Annotated in this window: 13 protein-coding genes; 4 read left to right on the top strand and 9 right to left on the bottom strand. The window is 43.4% G+C overall.

The genetic code is table 11. The features are described from left to right. Window positions 1-124: 124 nt before the first annotated feature. The 4 genes from J7I42_RS18460 to J7I42_RS18445 all read right to left on the bottom strand — a co-directional run bounded on the left by J7I42_RS18460 (window position 125) and on the right by J7I42_RS18445 (window position 4,826). Window positions 125-1,030: a transglutaminase domain-containing protein gene (locus J7I42_RS18460; RefSeq protein WP_209140319.1), complete on the bottom strand. Its 906-nt coding sequence runs from the start codon at window positions 1,028-1,030 to the stop codon at window positions 125-127. A 382-nt stretch (window positions 1,031-1,412) separates the two neighbouring features. Further along, window positions 1,413-1,682, bottom strand: a complete 270-nt coding sequence (locus J7I42_RS18455; RefSeq protein ID WP_209140318.1) for a hypothetical protein — start codon at window positions 1,680-1,682, stop codon at window positions 1,413-1,415. An 806-nt stretch (window positions 1,683-2,488) separates the two neighbouring features. Further along, on the bottom strand, window positions 2,489-2,998 hold the full coding sequence (locus tag J7I42_RS18450; RefSeq protein WP_209140317.1) for an RNA polymerase sigma factor: 510 nt from the start codon (window positions 2,996-2,998) through the stop codon (window positions 2,489-2,491). Window positions 2,999-3,125: 127 nt separating this feature from the next. Beyond that, complete coding sequence (locus J7I42_RS18445) at window positions 3,126-4,826, bottom strand: HAD-IIB family hydrolase (RefSeq protein WP_209140316.1); 1,701 nt, start codon at window positions 4,824-4,826, stop codon at window positions 3,126-3,128. Between the two features lie 223 nt (window positions 4,827-5,049). On the opposite strand from J7I42_RS18445, the gene ku reads away from it, so the two are divergent. Next, window positions 5,050-5,841, top strand: coding sequence for a non-homologous end joining protein Ku (gene ku / locus J7I42_RS18440; RefSeq protein WP_209140315.1), 792 nt, complete (start codon window positions 5,050-5,052; stop codon window positions 5,839-5,841). A gap of 91 nt (window positions 5,842-5,932) precedes the next feature. After that, a complete protein-coding gene (locus tag J7I42_RS18435) occupies window positions 5,933-6,427 on the top strand; it encodes a ferritin family protein (protein ID WP_209140314.1) in 495 nt (164 codons plus the stop codon). Between the two features lie 14 nt (window positions 6,428-6,441). Here J7I42_RS18435 and ligD read toward each other — a convergent pair whose 3' ends face one another. From ligD to J7I42_RS18415, 4 genes are all read right to left on the bottom strand, one after another. After that, window positions 6,442-9,210 (bottom strand): DNA ligase D, encoded by a 2,769-nt coding sequence (gene ligD / locus J7I42_RS18430; protein WP_209140313.1) that lies wholly within the window; start codon window positions 9,208-9,210, stop codon window positions 6,442-6,444. Window positions 9,211-9,255: 45 nt separating this feature from the next. Further along, window positions 9,256-10,218, bottom strand: a complete 963-nt coding sequence (locus tag J7I42_RS18425; RefSeq protein ID WP_209140312.1) for an alpha/beta hydrolase — start codon at window positions 10,216-10,218, stop codon at window positions 9,256-9,258. A gap of 112 nt (window positions 10,219-10,330) precedes the next feature. Then, window positions 10,331-10,591: a hypothetical protein gene (locus J7I42_RS18420; RefSeq protein ID WP_209140311.1), complete on the bottom strand. Its 261-nt coding sequence runs from the start codon at window positions 10,589-10,591 to the stop codon at window positions 10,331-10,333. Window positions 10,592-10,636: 45 nt separating this feature from the next. Next, on the bottom strand, window positions 10,637-10,984 hold the full coding sequence (locus tag J7I42_RS18415; RefSeq protein WP_209140310.1) for a hypothetical protein: 348 nt from the start codon (window positions 10,982-10,984) through the stop codon (window positions 10,637-10,639). A 651-nt stretch (window positions 10,985-11,635) separates the two neighbouring features. Between J7I42_RS18415 and J7I42_RS18410 the strand changes: the two genes are divergently transcribed. After that, window positions 11,636-12,430 carry an alpha/beta fold hydrolase gene (locus tag J7I42_RS18410; protein ID WP_209140309.1) on the top strand — a complete coding sequence of 265 codons (795 nt, stop codon included), beginning with the start codon at window positions 11,636-11,638 and terminating at the stop codon, window positions 12,428-12,430. Window positions 12,431-12,618: 188 nt separating this feature from the next. Then, the gene (locus J7I42_RS18405; protein WP_209140308.1) at window positions 12,619-13,803 is read left to right on the top strand and encodes an acetyl-CoA C-acyltransferase; all 1,185 of its coding nucleotides are present in this window, start codon (window positions 12,619-12,621) and stop codon (window positions 13,801-13,803) included. A 56-nt stretch (window positions 13,804-13,859) separates the two neighbouring features. On the opposite strand, the gene J7I42_RS18400 is transcribed toward J7I42_RS18405, so the two are convergent. Beyond that, window positions 13,860-14,579, bottom strand: coding sequence for a hypothetical protein (locus tag J7I42_RS18400; protein ID WP_209140307.1), 720 nt, complete (start codon window positions 14,577-14,579; stop codon window positions 13,860-13,862). Window positions 14,580-14,607 lie beyond the last annotated feature (28 nt).

Genomic DNA, 14,607 nt, shown 5'->3' with positions numbered 1-14,607 from the left:
AGCAAGATAGTTATTAATCACGCCAATCGCGAGCTCACTCACCACTCACATATTTATCCTTCAACCTTCACCTCGCAACGGCAGCTTTTTACTCAGGTGTTACACTTTTAAAAAAGACGCCATCTTATAAGTTGATGATTGCGTAGGCGGTTTCACTAACATACGGTCCGCCGGGATAACGGGCGGTATAATCGAGGTTGATCCAGTATTGCCCGTTCTGTTCGTGGTAATACATGTTGTCGATGGCTTCGTTACCAAAAAGATGAATAACGGCCTGTTGCATCATTTCGAACTGTTTTTCGTCGCCACACAGCAGTTCGGGGTATAGGTGACCATCTGTTAAGATCATGCGGCAATGGGCGCCTATGGACTTCATACACGACGCCATTAAAATAGTATGGTCGTCGCAATCGCCACCCAGTCCGTTTTGAATGGTTTCGCGGGCAGTGGCAAAGTATTCGTCCCTTTCCGAGTCGGATACATACTTGAAGTTGCTGTTGATATGCTTGAACAGCGATAATAACCGTACCTGCGAACCATACTTTGGATAGTATTCATCAAATGATTCCAGGGAATATTTTACGGAGTAGTTTCGTACTACCGAATCTGTAGCTATTACTTTTGATTGAAGCGTTTTTACTGTTTTGGTTAACGGACCGTCAAAGAAGGTAGGCCGTAACACGAGGTCAATTTCCTTTTGTTCTTTTTTGCCCCAGTTGTTTTGTACCATGGTCTTATAATCTCTGATCATATTACCAAAACCATAACCATTGGTCAATTGATTATAAATTAAAACCAATATGAGCAGACCAACAGCTGGTAACAGTAAAAAACGGAAAAGCCGGAGTGTAAGAAATGTTAAGGCTGCGGCGAGAATAATGGAAACAGTGAGGTCGAGGTTCCAGTCGCCAATGATCAATGGAGGAATATAACGGTTAATAAGTGGCGCCAATGGGATCACTGCCAGTATACTCAATATAACCAGCAGCACTTTCCGGGTATGGCCGTATTTATCCTGGGCTTGGTTCATAACGCACTTACTTTACAGAAACGAAAGTTCAACCATTTTGTTTGTATGGCAAGTGTTAAGCTTTCTGTAATTTAACAAGTAATGATTTTACCTGATAACGCGGTAAAAAAAAGCATGGAGTGGTATCAGGCACTTACCGCCGGTTCACCGAATTGATTTCCTGAAAACCATGAAACAATATGGTAACCGGGTAAGCAAACTTACGTAAAAAACCGGGAGAAAAGAATAGCCATAAAACGGTAAAGTTTGTGATAAACAGGTATAATAAAATAAGGTTTAAAGTAGTTACTCTAACATGATTGGGCAGTTCTCTTTCAGGAAGAGAAAACATGCTAAAATGAGTTAACAACTTTAAACCTTATACATTATACTTTAAGCCTCATTATTCATCATCTTCTTCCTCATAATAGGCATCCTGGCTGTCGTTGTACACAGCTTCCCATTCTTTCACTTTGTCATCACTCAACAACTCCAGAATGTCAAAAATCGGATCATTTTTCTTTTTCCACACCATCACCGGCATATCCTCATATTGAGTAATATACAGGCATTGGTCGGTTTCTACCGTAATTTTAATAAGCATTACAGGTTCGTCTTCTTTTTCCTGTATCAAATAAAAACAGCCGGGCTCTAACAATGAATAAGAATACATACTAATATCCTCCACCTTTTTTAATGTTTCAAAAAAGAAGAATCAACAGGTTGCAAGCCGAATTAAATGGGTAGTATACGCGTAACGTTCTACAGAATTTAATGTGTTAGTTCCATGTAGTATAATGGGATGTGTAAGTGAGTGTCCCGTTTCGCGTACAATTCAAAATTAGCATAAAAAAACACAATGGCCATACTCCTTGGGGCTGCCAGGCCGAATTTATAATTTGTTTAAAGTTGGCTATTGATAACCAATTTGTTAAGGGTTTTGGTCGGGTTGTTCGGGAGCCATTAATTGATGAAATTTAAATTTTTTGAAGGGTTGTTTAAATCCCATTTTTGGCACCGTATGTATGGGCCGACAAGCTGGCAAATGAGATCAGAATTGGCAGGTTTTAGTGCACCTTTTGCAGTTCAAAGTTTAACGTTTAAAGTTACTGTTTCAAGTTTCTTCATTCACCGTTAATAGCCCCGTGTTCACCGTTTTTTTGGTTATTAATTCAGCTCAGAAGCGCAATTATTAAGGTATTGAGTTTCAGGATTCCAGGTTCTTCGTAATCATTGGATAACCTGGCTCAAAACACTGGTTTTTAAACTCTTAAATCCTTTCCGGTTACAGATTTGCGCGGATTGGCCTGCGCAGAGTCGAAGGAGCCCGCCCAGATGACCGGTCGGACGGTTGAAGGGAATAGGTGACCCCTTGACAGTTAACGGACCTAACGCAGCTAAGGCCCTGTTTGCCGATTCCCGATTGCCGACTGCCGGAAATGAGGCTCGAATCTCGTAAATCCTTTCACATTTCACGTTTCACGACTCCTGAAACACCTTCCCCCTTACCAGCATAATGCCCCGCACTTTCTGGTTTTTTACGGTATGAACCGATAATTGCAGATGCCGGGCAATTTGTTGATTGGTGAGCCCACCCAGGTAGCTGAGTAAAATGATCTTACGGCATTGAGTGGGTAACGATTCAACGCTGGAATAAATGTCGCGCAAAAGCTCTGACCGGGTAATTGTTTGCAAGATGGATTCTTCCAGCTCATCGGTCAATATGCGCAGTTCTGCTTTCGCCCGGGCCTGTTTGCGAAATTTTTGATTGTGGTTAATGCAGGCATTCCGGGTGCTGATATATAAAAAGGTCTTCACCGCAATCGGTGAATTGAATTGCTCCTGTTTCTGCCAGAATTTTAAAAACAACTCCGTTACAATATCTTCTGCTACTAACGGATCGAACAAAAACTTTCGGGCGAAAAATACCAACGGGTCATAAAAGCGGTTATAGATCTCTGCAAATACTACAGGGTGCGGTATAGGCATACAAAAGGTTTACTGGTTAAACGATCAGAGAAGACTGTTAACCTGGTTGGGCGGGAATAGTAACGTAGACCGATTGTAAAAATAGGAGAAAAATAGTATGTACACCTAATACAATGTAGTACAGCAATTATGCTGTATAACGTTCATTAATAAGGTCTGTAATTGTTTGGCGCGATCGCTGTGCCAGTTGTTCATTGTTTTCAATCTCATCAATCATGGAGGCGAGTTCTTCATCATGCACCGAATGTCGCAACCAGTTGGAGTAATCTTTTCGTTTCAAATGGTAACGCCAGGTTTCTTCGTCAATGCCTGCAGCTATTTCTGTAAACACCATCAGGTTGTATGCTTTTAAATTCATTTTGTTTTCTGGCCCCCTGAAATAAAAACTATTATAATCCATATCGCCGCGGGCATATTTCTTTTTGTGGCGTTGCAACAAATGCACCGGCGTGCCGGTTTTTATAAGCACGGGTTCATTATTAGCTGCAATGTCCCACACCCAGGCCTGGCCTTTTTGCAATGGGGTTACCGCGGTTGTAATAAGTGGCATATTCCTTAAACGGCTGAACTCTTCCATGGATTTGGCGGCATCGTCGCCCATAGAGATCAGCAGGGTGATCTTATTTAGCACGGCCTCGTTCATACCTTCGGTAGAAATGCTAATGAAGATGAAATTTTTAAAGTCATCTGGTATGGCATAGTAGGAGGGAGCGGCTGGCGCTGGCAGCATATGATGCGCCTCATCGGCAATGATCCAGTGAGGGTGACCGGTTTCCTTTCGCATTTGCGATAAAGCCGTTAACAGGTTGTTGAAATAACGGGGCCGGTCGTCGAGCGGAATGGCAAGGATACAAACGATCACACTTTGCAGGGGATTGGCCAACAGCGACAACACTTCTTCAACAGATGGTGCATGTGCCGTATCACCTATTCGTACGGCACCGCCATGCAGCTCCAGATAATCACCTTCGGGATCTATTAAACAGAACTGGTAATTCTTTTCCAACAGTTTTTCGAGAATATAAGCAGCCATAGTGCTTTTACCGCTTTTGGTAGTGCCGGAAAGAAGGATATTAGGACCATATGGACAAACGCTGAAGTCCTCATCCGTGATGCGTTGTCCCAAACACAGGTAATGGCGTGTTAACCGGCAATCGAGGTGCTGCAGGTCGTATTTCAGTATACGGTCTATAAGCTCTATTACGCCCTTTCCATGCGGCTGGCCCGTAACCCAATCTGCAAGGTGTTGAACGGCAGGTAAAGCGTTTGATACAGCTACAGCGCATTCTGCGGCTTGTAACATGGCGCCATCGTTCTCTGCATCACCTACAGCTACCACATTGTGTAATGACATATTCAATTCTTTCAACGTTTCTTTCAGCCCTTTGGCTTTATTGATACCCGCAGGTAAGATCATTACAGCCCCTTTGTTAAAGATCACCTGTAGCTCCAATCCTTCTTTCTTAATAGCCTCAAGCACGGTGATGTGATGCGGTTCCCAGGTAGCCAGGATCACTTTACCCACCGACAATGGCTTTACCTGGTGGTGCAGTTCGTTGATGAATGAAGCGGGTGGCCGTTCACCCAGTAACCGCTCTTCTTTAGTAGCGGGATTATATAACAGGGCGCCGTTCTCAGCCACTATGCGGTCAAACAGCTCATACTCAGGGAAAACAACTTTCAGTTCATCCAGCACCCGGCCCGTGACCAGTATCAGTTGCCGGGTAGAGGCTTTAAACCGGTATAGGGCGTCTATCACTTCCTGCTCAACTTTTCCATGGGTGGCCAGTGTGCCATCGTAATCCGCTGCTAAACATAAATATCTCATTACCGGACATTTAAAGGTCAACAATAAACAAAGGAGTCGTACAATCATGCGGCCAGTATACCTGCGCAAAAAAATACCCATTTGCAGCGTTTTGAAAGTAATTATGGACTTACCAGTATTACTATCAGCATAGTACGGGATCTTACGGTTAATTAATAACGCTGCTGAATTACTGGGGTTATTCACTGGCATAAAAGTTTCTGAAGGTTTAAAAAGACTTGTTATGCGAGCCATTTGGACCGGAGCAATAGGTTTTGGGTTGGTAAATATTCCCATAAAAATTTTCAGTGCCGTACAAGGCAGTGAGCTTGACCTGGATATGCTGGATAAAAAGGACCATTCCAACATTCATTTCCAACGGGTGAATGCAAATACAGGAAAGGAAGTGGCGTGGGAGAATATCGTGCGTGGTTATAACCTGAATGGTCATTATGTTGTATTGACTGACGACGATTTTCAAAAAGTGCGGCCGGAAAAGAACAAGATCATCAATATTACCGAGTTTGTTGATGAAACAGAGATAGATACCATGTATTATGAAAATCCGTATTACCTGGCACCGGATAAAAGTGGTATAAAAGCGTATAATCTGTTGCGTGATGCATTGGGAGAAACAGGCAAAGTAGGGCTGGGCACCTACGTTTTACGGAACAAGGAGAGCATTGGTGTGATAAAACCACATGAAGATGTGCTGGTATTGAATAAGATACGATTTGGCGAAGAGATCCGGGATGCTTCAGAGCTGGATGTTAAATCAACAAAAAGCAAACCGGCAGAATTAAAAATGGCCATCGCCCTTATAAATCAGTTATCTGGTGAATTTGATATTACCCATTTTAAAGATACTTATTCAGCCGATCTGTTAAAGCTGATCAAGGATAAAGCAAAAGGTAAGAAAATTCAGGTGCCACATATGCGGGTAGTGCATTCCCGCTCAAAAGATATTATGGAGCAATTGAAAGCAAGCCTTGGGAAGAAAGAAAAAGGAGGGGGAAGTCGCCGGAAAGCTTCCTGAGATAAATTAACATGTAAAATGGCTTTCTACTGCTCAGAAAATTTTAGTAAATTGTAGTAGCAGTTCAATCACACATCAAAACTTCATGCTTGTGGAATATCAACAAACAGCCGAAATTTTGAACGACCTTTCTACTATCAATCGCGAAAGGGCCAAAGCTTACGAGGAAGCATCTTTCCTGAATTTCATTTTTAACCTGGAGTTGCGTGGCACTTTTGCCTTACTGGCCAATCAAAGCCGGCAGAACAGTTTTTCACTTCGTCAGTTTTTAGAACAATTACAAAGTCACATTCCCACCTCAAAAAAAACATTGCCACAACTTTCCTTTGGTGAATTGTACAATCAATGGAAAGAGATGGGTGTTTCTTTTTCTGGTCCGAATATATACGACATGCTGAAAAGCAGCGAACAAGGTGAAGAAGCCATCCAGGTTATTTATGCCCGGGCAATTGAACAGTTGCCTGCCGGCGATCTGCAATACATGATAGAGACCCAGTTACGGGGGCTGCAAACATCGCACAGTGTGGTAAAGGGGATCTTAAGCCAGCCCCAGAAGATGCCCCAGAAAATGAAAAAGTCGATATAAGTGTTTTTAACGCTTTATTTACTTTTCATACTATTGATCTTGGTCAGTACTTTTTTCAAATTAATACCTTTCCCCAATACGGGTTTAAAGATATCGCCCACCTCTTTGGCCCGTTCATACATATTTTCGATGGTGAAATCCTGGATGCTCAATCCCTTTTTAACTTCTTCCCAATGAAGTGGGGCTGAAGCCGTTGCACCCGGTTTGGGGCGTAATGAATAAGGCGCAGCAATGGTTTGTATTGTCCGGTTTTGCAAATAATCAAGGTATATTTTTGTTTTTCTTTTGGCCGGACTGCGTTCCAGGCTGGTAAAAGAAGGCATTTCATGGTATGCCAGGGTTACTATCAATTCTGCTAACTGCCTCGACTGATCGTAGTCATACGCCGAACCCAGGGGGATATAAATATGTAAACCGGTTGAGCCGGAGGTCTTGCAATACGTATCAATTTCCAGTTCATCGGTCAGTTGTTTTATTACCTGCGCAGCTTCAATTACTTTGTTAAAGGAGATGTCACCAGGGTCCAGATCGATGACGCACCAACTGGGGTTCTCCGGTTTTTTTGTGGTGCTGTGCCAGGGATTCATTTCAATACAACCCAGATTGGCCATATAAAGCAGGGATGCTTCATCGGTACAAACCAGGTATTGTTTTGTTTCGCCATCCGATTCACTCAGGTAATTGTGCTTTTCTATCCAGTCGGCTACCTTGCCACCACTTACATCCTTCTGATAAAAACCAGGTTTGTTTATGCCGTTGGGATGGCGGTTCATTGACTGTGGACGGTCTTTCAGATAAGGAAGAATAAAAGGCGCCATGCGGTCGTAATAATTGATCAGGTCCCGCTTGGTGTACTTGTCGGCCGGCCAGTATATTTTATCAAGGTTGGTAAACGTCAGTTCTTTTTTGTCGATGGTAACCACTTGCTCCTTTTCTTCATCATTCAATAATGTTTCACCCTTTTCTGAGCTTTGTATGTTGCGTTCCGCATTACCCGTTCCGCGTTTAGCGGCTTTCTTCTTTGCTGTTTTTGTTTCCATCCGGAAAGTTTGTTTGTGGGGAGATTGGGTTTCCTTTTCGGCTTCAACTACGGCCTTGTCGGTGTGTAGGGCATTTTCTTTATGTACCTCTTTGGCATTCTTATCTTCCCGCAATCCCATAAATATGGGCTGGCGAAGCATATTGTCTTTTGTCCATTCAGAAAACTTAACCTCACCTATCAATACCGGTTTTACCCAGGTACAGGGCATATTGGTTTTGGGTTTGGTAGCAAAAGGAGGTTTGTTTATGATCAGGGGTTTCAGCTTTTTGTAAATAGCAGCCAGTGATTGTTCCGTAAAGCCTGAGCCTGTATGGCCTACATAGATCAGCTTGTCTTTTTCATACACGCCTAACACAAGGGCCCCAAAATGACTGCGGCTTCCTCTTGATTCTGTAAAGCCTGCAATCACCACTTCCTGCCGTTGAACAGATTTTATCTTCAACCATTGCCGGGTACGAATTTTGGGCGTATAAGCACTGTCGCGCTCTTTGGCCATGATGCCTTCAAGACCCTGCTGCGTGGCTACTTCAAAAAACTCAGTGCCGGCCTGCTCAACATGATCGCTGTACCGGACCATGGGATGATCTGGCATTATTTGTTGCAGGATCTCTTTTCGTTCAACCAGGGGCAGGCTCATCAAATTATAACCATTAAGCCATACAATGTCAAAAACATAATAAACCAATTCCCCTTCACCGTTCTTTTGCCATTGTTGCAGCAATTGAAAATCGCTTTTACCGGCAGCGTTCAATGCAACGACCTCTCCGTCGAGTACGGCTTCCAACCCCAGTTCTTTTAAAGCGTCTACTACGGGCGGGAATTTTTTATTGAATGAAAGGTTTTTTCTCGACATAATGGTAACATGACTGCCATCGACATAAGAAAGGGCCCTGTAACCATCATATTTTATTTCGAAGATCCAGTCCTGGTCATCAAATGGATCATCAGTAAGGGTGGCCAGCATGGGTATGATGCCGGTGGGCATGGCCTGCTGTTTCCCTTTTTTTATAAGGTCATCTATTGCGGGAGTGACTTTTTTTTTACCGGGTTGTTTTTTCTTAGCCGCAGTGGGTTGAGTAAGTGATTTTTTTGCGGGGCGGCTTTTCTTTTGTGAAGTTGTTTTCTTGTTGCTTACCCATTCGTTGGTGCTTTCTTTGGCCACCTGTTCAATTTTCATCCCCGATTGAACTGATTTGGCCTTTTGGGTAACATCGGTTTGGGTGGCGTATTTGTCGTTGTGTTTTATCAGTAACCACGCATTGTCTTCACTGCTTTTTATTTGCACCAGGGCAAATTCCCCTTTTAATTTCTTGCCATGTAAGGTGATCTTTATGGACCCTTTGCGCAGTTGCTCCAGTAAATGTTTTTCTGCTTTTTTGCTATCGCCCTGGAATTCTATCGGTTCATAAGTGCCTTCATCCCATACGATCACGGTTCCGGCACCGTAATTGCCTTCCGGAATAATGCCCTCAAAATCCTTATAATCGTATGGATGATCTTCTACCATCATGGCCAGGCGTTTGTCGGCCGGGTTCATAGAAGGTCCTTTGGGCACTGCCCACGATTTAAGCACACCATCCATTTCAAGGCGGAAATCGTAATGCAAACGGGTAGCATCATGTTTTTGAACAACAAAATGCAGTTCGCCGGACACCGCTTTCTTTTTGGCGGCTGTTTTTTTACCCTCCGGCTCCGGCGTTTTATTAAACGACCGTTTCTTTTTATACGTGGCAAGACTCATATGAACCGTTTCAAAAAAGTTATGCCATGGGGAGGGATCCGGTAATTATTTCAAAAAGGTGAGTAATACCTGTCTAAACTGTCCGGGATCCTGAATATGTGGAATATGACCAACGCCCTGTACTTCATACAGTAACGCATTGGGGATCTGTTCTTTTGTTTTCTTTGCAAGGGCCGGGTACTGGCCATACCTGTTTTTTTCATCCTCGCTTAACAGGGATTTGCCTAACACGGTTCTGTCTTCGGTGCCAATCATCAGCAGGGTGGGTGCCAGAATGCGACCCCATTCATAACACACCGGTTGTTCATAGATCATTTGATAGGTAGTGGCATTTACCAACGCTATACGTGAAAAATCGGGCGTTTTAAGTACGTCGGCCTGGGCCTGAACATATTGTTCGTACTCGGGCCGCCATTGGGGATAATACGTTTGCTGGTATTGTTTATACGACTCATAAGTGGCATGTATCTCTTTGTCATACAATTGGTCAATAGTTTGGTAGGGAACAAAACGTTTGTAATCTTCCAGGCCAATCGGGTCTTCCAGCACCAGTTTGGTAACCTTGTCTGGATATTGCATGGCGAAACGCGCGGCCAACATTCCACCCATGGAGTGGCCAACCAGGTCTATATTAGTAATATGTAATGAATCGAGTAACTGGTTCATGGCATATGCCAGCATATGAAAGCTATAATGGAGATCAGGTTTATCTGACTTTCCCCAACCAGGCTGGTCAGGAACGATCACCCGAAAACCGGCTTTTGTTAAAAAGGCCATTACATCTTTCCAGTAGTAGCCGTTGAAATTCTTACCATGAAAAAGCAGTACGGTTTTATTGACTGGTGAATCAGGTTGTACATCCATGTAGGCAATTTGTACCGGTCTGTTTTCAAGGATGATCTTGAAATATTTAACAGGGTAGGGATATTCTACCTGTGCCTGCAGATATAGGGTAGCTATCAGGCATAATAATAACGCCAGGTATTTGTTAATTTGTTTACGCAGCATGCAAAGATGTGTTTGATGCATGAAGTTACATGCATTTTATAACCGTTAGGTAAATTCGGATATTTTAACAGTATAGTAGGATAGACGAACTTCTACGGGGTAGGGGTAGGAGTTAACCAGGTTCAGAATCTAATTTTTCTTTAACCATTTCTATTAAAATATTCAACTGACGGGGATCCATAATGTTTTTCTGGTGACCCACTTCATATTCATTGAACAATACATCGCCCTGTTGCGTAAGGGTGAACAGGTAGTTGTTCTCTGAATACACATCGAATACGATCAGATCGCCAAAATCTCTTTCATGGATCTGGCAGGTCATGGTTTTACCACTTACTGACAGTTCCATCGTTTTCGTTGCTAATTCTTCCATACCTGTAATTTTTAAGGTTGAAAATAAAAGGACGGTTCAAATAAATTAGTCATGAAAAATAGCCTGTTCTTCACGCTCCTGTACCGGGATCTGTTTAATAAGATCATCATAATTCACCTCTTCATGGGTAGTGTAAACGCCGTATGCATCCATAGAATAACCCATTGTACCATCATTGGCCTGAATGAGATAAACAATAGATGAATCGCCAGGGTCTGACTGTCCTTCAAAACGATACGTTTTAATGATCATCAGGTCTTCAGGCTTATAGAATTTACCATTGGTAGTAGTGAATCCATCTTTGGTAATGGTAAATTCATTGTCGTTATGTTGATGTCTTAACTTTTCCAATACAGCGGTCAGGGTTGTCATTTCTGAAGGTTTGGTTTCCATATAAATGTTTTTAAATAAAAATATAGTCTTGCAATTATTGAATACCATTTCAAAAACCTATGCCACCCAACCTCCTGGAATTGTGTTGTTTTTATACTGTGAAATTACGCCGGCTTGCTACCTGGATGTTATATTGTTGAAGAAGCGGACCAATTGAAGAATTTTTTCTACACAAATTTCCTGTGGGGAAATTAGTTTGCAGTAACCGGTTGCCGGTTCAAAGGATATTCCGGACACTAAGTTCAAAGTATAAGTTTGTTAGTTATTAAGTTAGTGGGTTATTGAGGGGCGCTTTTCCTATTGCACCCCGCTTTCGCCAGGGCTTCAGCGGGCGAAGCATTGCCTTTTACCCCTGGCACAGTATTTTTAATAAATACTATAAGCGATAATTTTTTCCTTCTGGCAGTCACACTTGTAAAAAAGTGTCAAGAATGCTGGATACTGAGAGTGAAAGGAAAAAAATATCACTAGCCCCCTCGGCTTAGCCGAGGGGGTTTTTTATTTTCTAAATGTTTAAGCAGTTTTCGCGAGACATCGAGGGCTGCCCCGTCTACTGTCTGCCATCAGCCGTCTGCTGTCAGTCTGCCGTTTGCCGTTTCCCGTTTCCCCATTCCCCATTCCCTATTGCCCTAAATGACGTATCTTAAGCTTATGAAAAAGCTTTTATCCTTAACACCCCTATTGTTGATCACCCGCCTGCTATTTGCTCAAACAGACTCCACCGCAGGTTATTATTCTTCTTTTGATGGCACAAAGATCTGGTACGAAGTAAGAGGTACCGGCGAACCGGTTGTACTGGTGCATGGGTTTATTGTCAATGGGGAGTCGTGGAAAAGAACGGCTTTGTACAACGATCTGTTAAAAGCAGGCTATCAGGTAATAAGTTTTGATATGCGGGGAAATGGAAGGTCCGATAAACCGCATGAAGCTTCCGCCTATGCCAATGATGCCGAAGCAAAAGACATCATGGGGTTGCTGAACAACCTCAAAATTAAAAACTATATAGTGATAGGGTATTCCCGAGGTTCTATTATAACAGCTCGTTTACTAGTACTTGATAAACGGGTTAAAAAAGCGGTGCTGGGTGGCATGGGCACCGATTTTACCAATCCCGAATGGCCACGCCGTAAAATGTTCTACAGGGCTTTATCGGGCGATAGTGTACCAGAGCTGGCACAAATGGTAAGTTATGTAAAAAGTTCAGGGCTCGATCAACCCGCACTGGCGCTGTTGCAAAAAGAACAACCTTCCACCCCAAAAGAAACATTGAAAAAAGTACAGCAGCCCGTATTGGTTATTTGCGGAAGTGAGGACAGTGATAATGGGAATGCCACGGCCCTGGCAACCCTTTTCACACATGGGGTATATAAAGCCACACCGGGCGATCATAACAACGCATCCAAAACACCAGAGTTTGCTGCTGCCATTTTGCAATTTTTAAAATGAAGGAGGAGGTTGACTAGTTAACAAGTGAGTGGTGAGTAGTGCGTGGGCTCGCAAAACAGCTGACGGCCAAAGAAGAAGAATAGAACAAATTAGTGCCGGAATTCGTTATTTTATAGCTAACGATTGTTAGTAAAGATATATCTTTGTGTGCGCTAACAAACCCACATCTTAAACACAGAACTTACTATATGAACAAAAAGGAAGTCTATATTATTTCGGCCGTTCGTACCCCCATGGGCAGTTTCGGCGGTGGATTAAAGGATTTTACTGCCCCCAAATTAGGCGCGGTGGCCATAAAGGCTGCACTGGAAAGGGCCGGGCTACAACCCAACCAGGTCCAGGATGTATTGATGGGCTGTGTAATTCAGGCCAACCTGGGACAGGCTCCTGCGCGTCAGGCGGCTAAATTTGCCGGCTTGCCCAATGAAGTAAATTGTACCACTGTAAATAAGGTTTGCGCCAGCGGGATGAAAGCCATCGCTCAGGCGGCACAAAGTATTGCGCTGGGTGATGCCGACATAGTAGTGGCTGGTGGTATGGAAAGCATGAGCAATGTGCCTTTTTATGTTGACAGCTTACGCTGGGGTAATAAATATGGTAATACCAATTTAATTGATGGGTTGTCTAAAGACGGGTTAACCGATGCGTATGATGGTCAGGCGATGGGTAATGCCGGGGAGTTATGCGCTAAAGAATGCGGTATTTCCCGCGAAGAACAGGATGCATTTGCCATTGAAAGCTATAAACGCAGCCAGGCCGCCTGGGCGGCCGGTAAGTTTGCCGATGAAGTAATACCGGTAGAAATACCACAACGCAAAGGCGATCCAATTAAGTTTTTCAAAGATGAAGAGCCGTTTAATGTAAAGTTCGATAAGATCCCGGAGTTGAAACCAGCTTTTCAAAAAGATGGAACAGTGACCGCTGCCAATGCCAGTACGCTCAATGATGGTGCGGCCGCATTGGTATTGATGAGTAAAGAAAAAGCCGAAGAGTTGGGGCTGAAGCCAATTGCTAAAATTGTTTCTTATGCCGATGCTGAACAGGCGCCGGAATGGTTTACAACAACTCCTTCCATCGCGGTTCCCAAAGCAGTAGCAAAAGCCGGGTTAAAAATGACTGATATTGATTATTGGGAATTGAACGAAGCTTTTGCGGTGGTGGGTATTGAAAACTCCCGGCGTATGAAGCTGGATCCCGCGAAAGTAAATGTCCATGGTGGGGCCGTTTCGTTAGGACATCCGTTAGGTTGCAGTGGTGCACGCATTATTGTAACCCTTATCAACGTACTGAAGCACAATAACGGTAAGTACGGTGCGGCGGGTATCTGTAATGGCGGCGGTGGAGCTTCGGCTATGGTAATTGAAAGAATGTAATAATAGAGCAACATATAGAGAAAGCCCTCCCGATTGCAATCGGGAGGGCTTTCTTTTTATTTAGAACTAAGATCGGGGCGGTAGACAAGCAGTTCAGTCCAGCTTTTTTCAACAAATTGTTGTATCACAGCCATATAATCATTGTAACCACTTTCATTGTATTCAGCTTTATATCTTTCCATAAACGGTTTGCGGAAGCTGGGGTCTCTTTCTTTCCAACCGGTTTTATAACGGAATACCAGCACGAATTGTGAGGGGCCGGAACCGGAGATCTGGTAAACCGCCACAGGCTCATTACTTTTTTGCCATACTACTTTTACTTTTTTGATAAGACCGGCAATAGTATCTGCGTAACCTTGTTTTGGAAAGACATGGGTAAGCGCCATTTTTTCGGAAAATTCCGATAAGGGCACCGAGCTCAGGTCTTCCCGGTACATGGAAAAGCCCTGCGCACCCTGGGTGGTAGTTAAAGGAGATACATTGGTATTCCAGTCTGCCGTATGTTCCTTGCTGATGTCTTTACGGTCATCCAATTGTGCCCAACTGATAGGGCCTTCGGCAACATGGTAACCGCCCGCATCGGGTCCGGACAGCACTTCATAAGCGCGCCATTTCCAATCACCGGTATGAAACTTTTGAGCATGAGCGGTGAGTGCTTTTTCAAATTCAGTGATCTTTTCAGGTTTTGGAAATGCCCTGAACCAGCTGATAACGTTTTTAGTTTGGCTTGCTGCAAAAAGCGGGAGTAACAGCCAGCAGAGAAAGAACTTTCTCATGTTTTAGTGATTTTGGTTTAATAAATAT

The sequence above is a fragment of the Niastella soli genome (genome assembly GCF_017742245.1).
Classification (GTDB): Bacteria; Bacteroidota; Bacteroidia; order Chitinophagales; family Chitinophagaceae; genus Niastella; species Niastella soli.
The sequence above is the reverse complement of the archived record's forward strand: the minus strand, read 5'-3'. Positions and strand labels throughout refer to the sequence as shown.

What these genes read in the sequence shown, in the direction of transcription:
- J7I42_RS18460 (WP_209140319.1), bottom strand. Translation starts at nt 1,030, where the DNA reads ATGAACCAAGCCCAGGATAAATACGGCCATACCCGGAAAGTGCTGCTG.
- J7I42_RS18455 (WP_209140318.1), bottom strand. Translation starts at nt 1,682, where the DNA reads ATGTATTCTTATTCATTGTTAGAGCCCGGCTGTTTTTATTTGATACAG.
- J7I42_RS18450 (WP_209140317.1), bottom strand. Translation starts at nt 2,998, where the DNA reads ATGCCTATACCGCACCCTGTAGTATTTGCAGAGATCTATAACCGCTTT.
- J7I42_RS18445 (WP_209140316.1), bottom strand. Translation starts at nt 4,826, where the DNA reads ATGAGATATTTATGTTTAGCAGCGGATTACGATGGCACACTGGCCACC.
- ku (WP_209140315.1), top strand. Translation starts at nt 5,050, where the DNA reads ATGCGAGCCATTTGGACCGGAGCAATAGGTTTTGGGTTGGTAAATATT.
- ligD (WP_209140313.1), bottom strand. Translation starts at nt 9,210, where the DNA reads ATGAGTCTTGCCACGTATAAAAAGAAACGGTCGTTTAATAAAACGCCG.
- J7I42_RS18425 (WP_209140312.1), bottom strand. Translation starts at nt 10,218, where the DNA reads ATGCTGCGTAAACAAATTAACAAATACCTGGCGTTATTATTATGCCTG.
- J7I42_RS18420 (WP_209140311.1), bottom strand. Translation starts at nt 10,591, where the DNA reads ATGGAAGAATTAGCAACGAAAACGATGGAACTGTCAGTAAGTGGTAAA.
- J7I42_RS18415 (WP_209140310.1), bottom strand. Translation starts at nt 10,984, where the DNA reads ATGGAAACCAAACCTTCAGAAATGACAACCCTGACCGCTGTATTGGAA.
- J7I42_RS18410 (WP_209140309.1), top strand. Translation starts at nt 11,636, where the DNA reads ATGAAAAAGCTTTTATCCTTAACACCCCTATTGTTGATCACCCGCCTG.
- J7I42_RS18405 (WP_209140308.1), top strand. Translation starts at nt 12,619, where the DNA reads ATGAACAAAAAGGAAGTCTATATTATTTCGGCCGTTCGTACCCCCATG.
- J7I42_RS18400 (WP_209140307.1), bottom strand. Translation starts at nt 14,579, where the DNA reads ATGAGAAAGTTCTTTCTCTGCTGGCTGTTACTCCCGCTTTTTGCAGCA.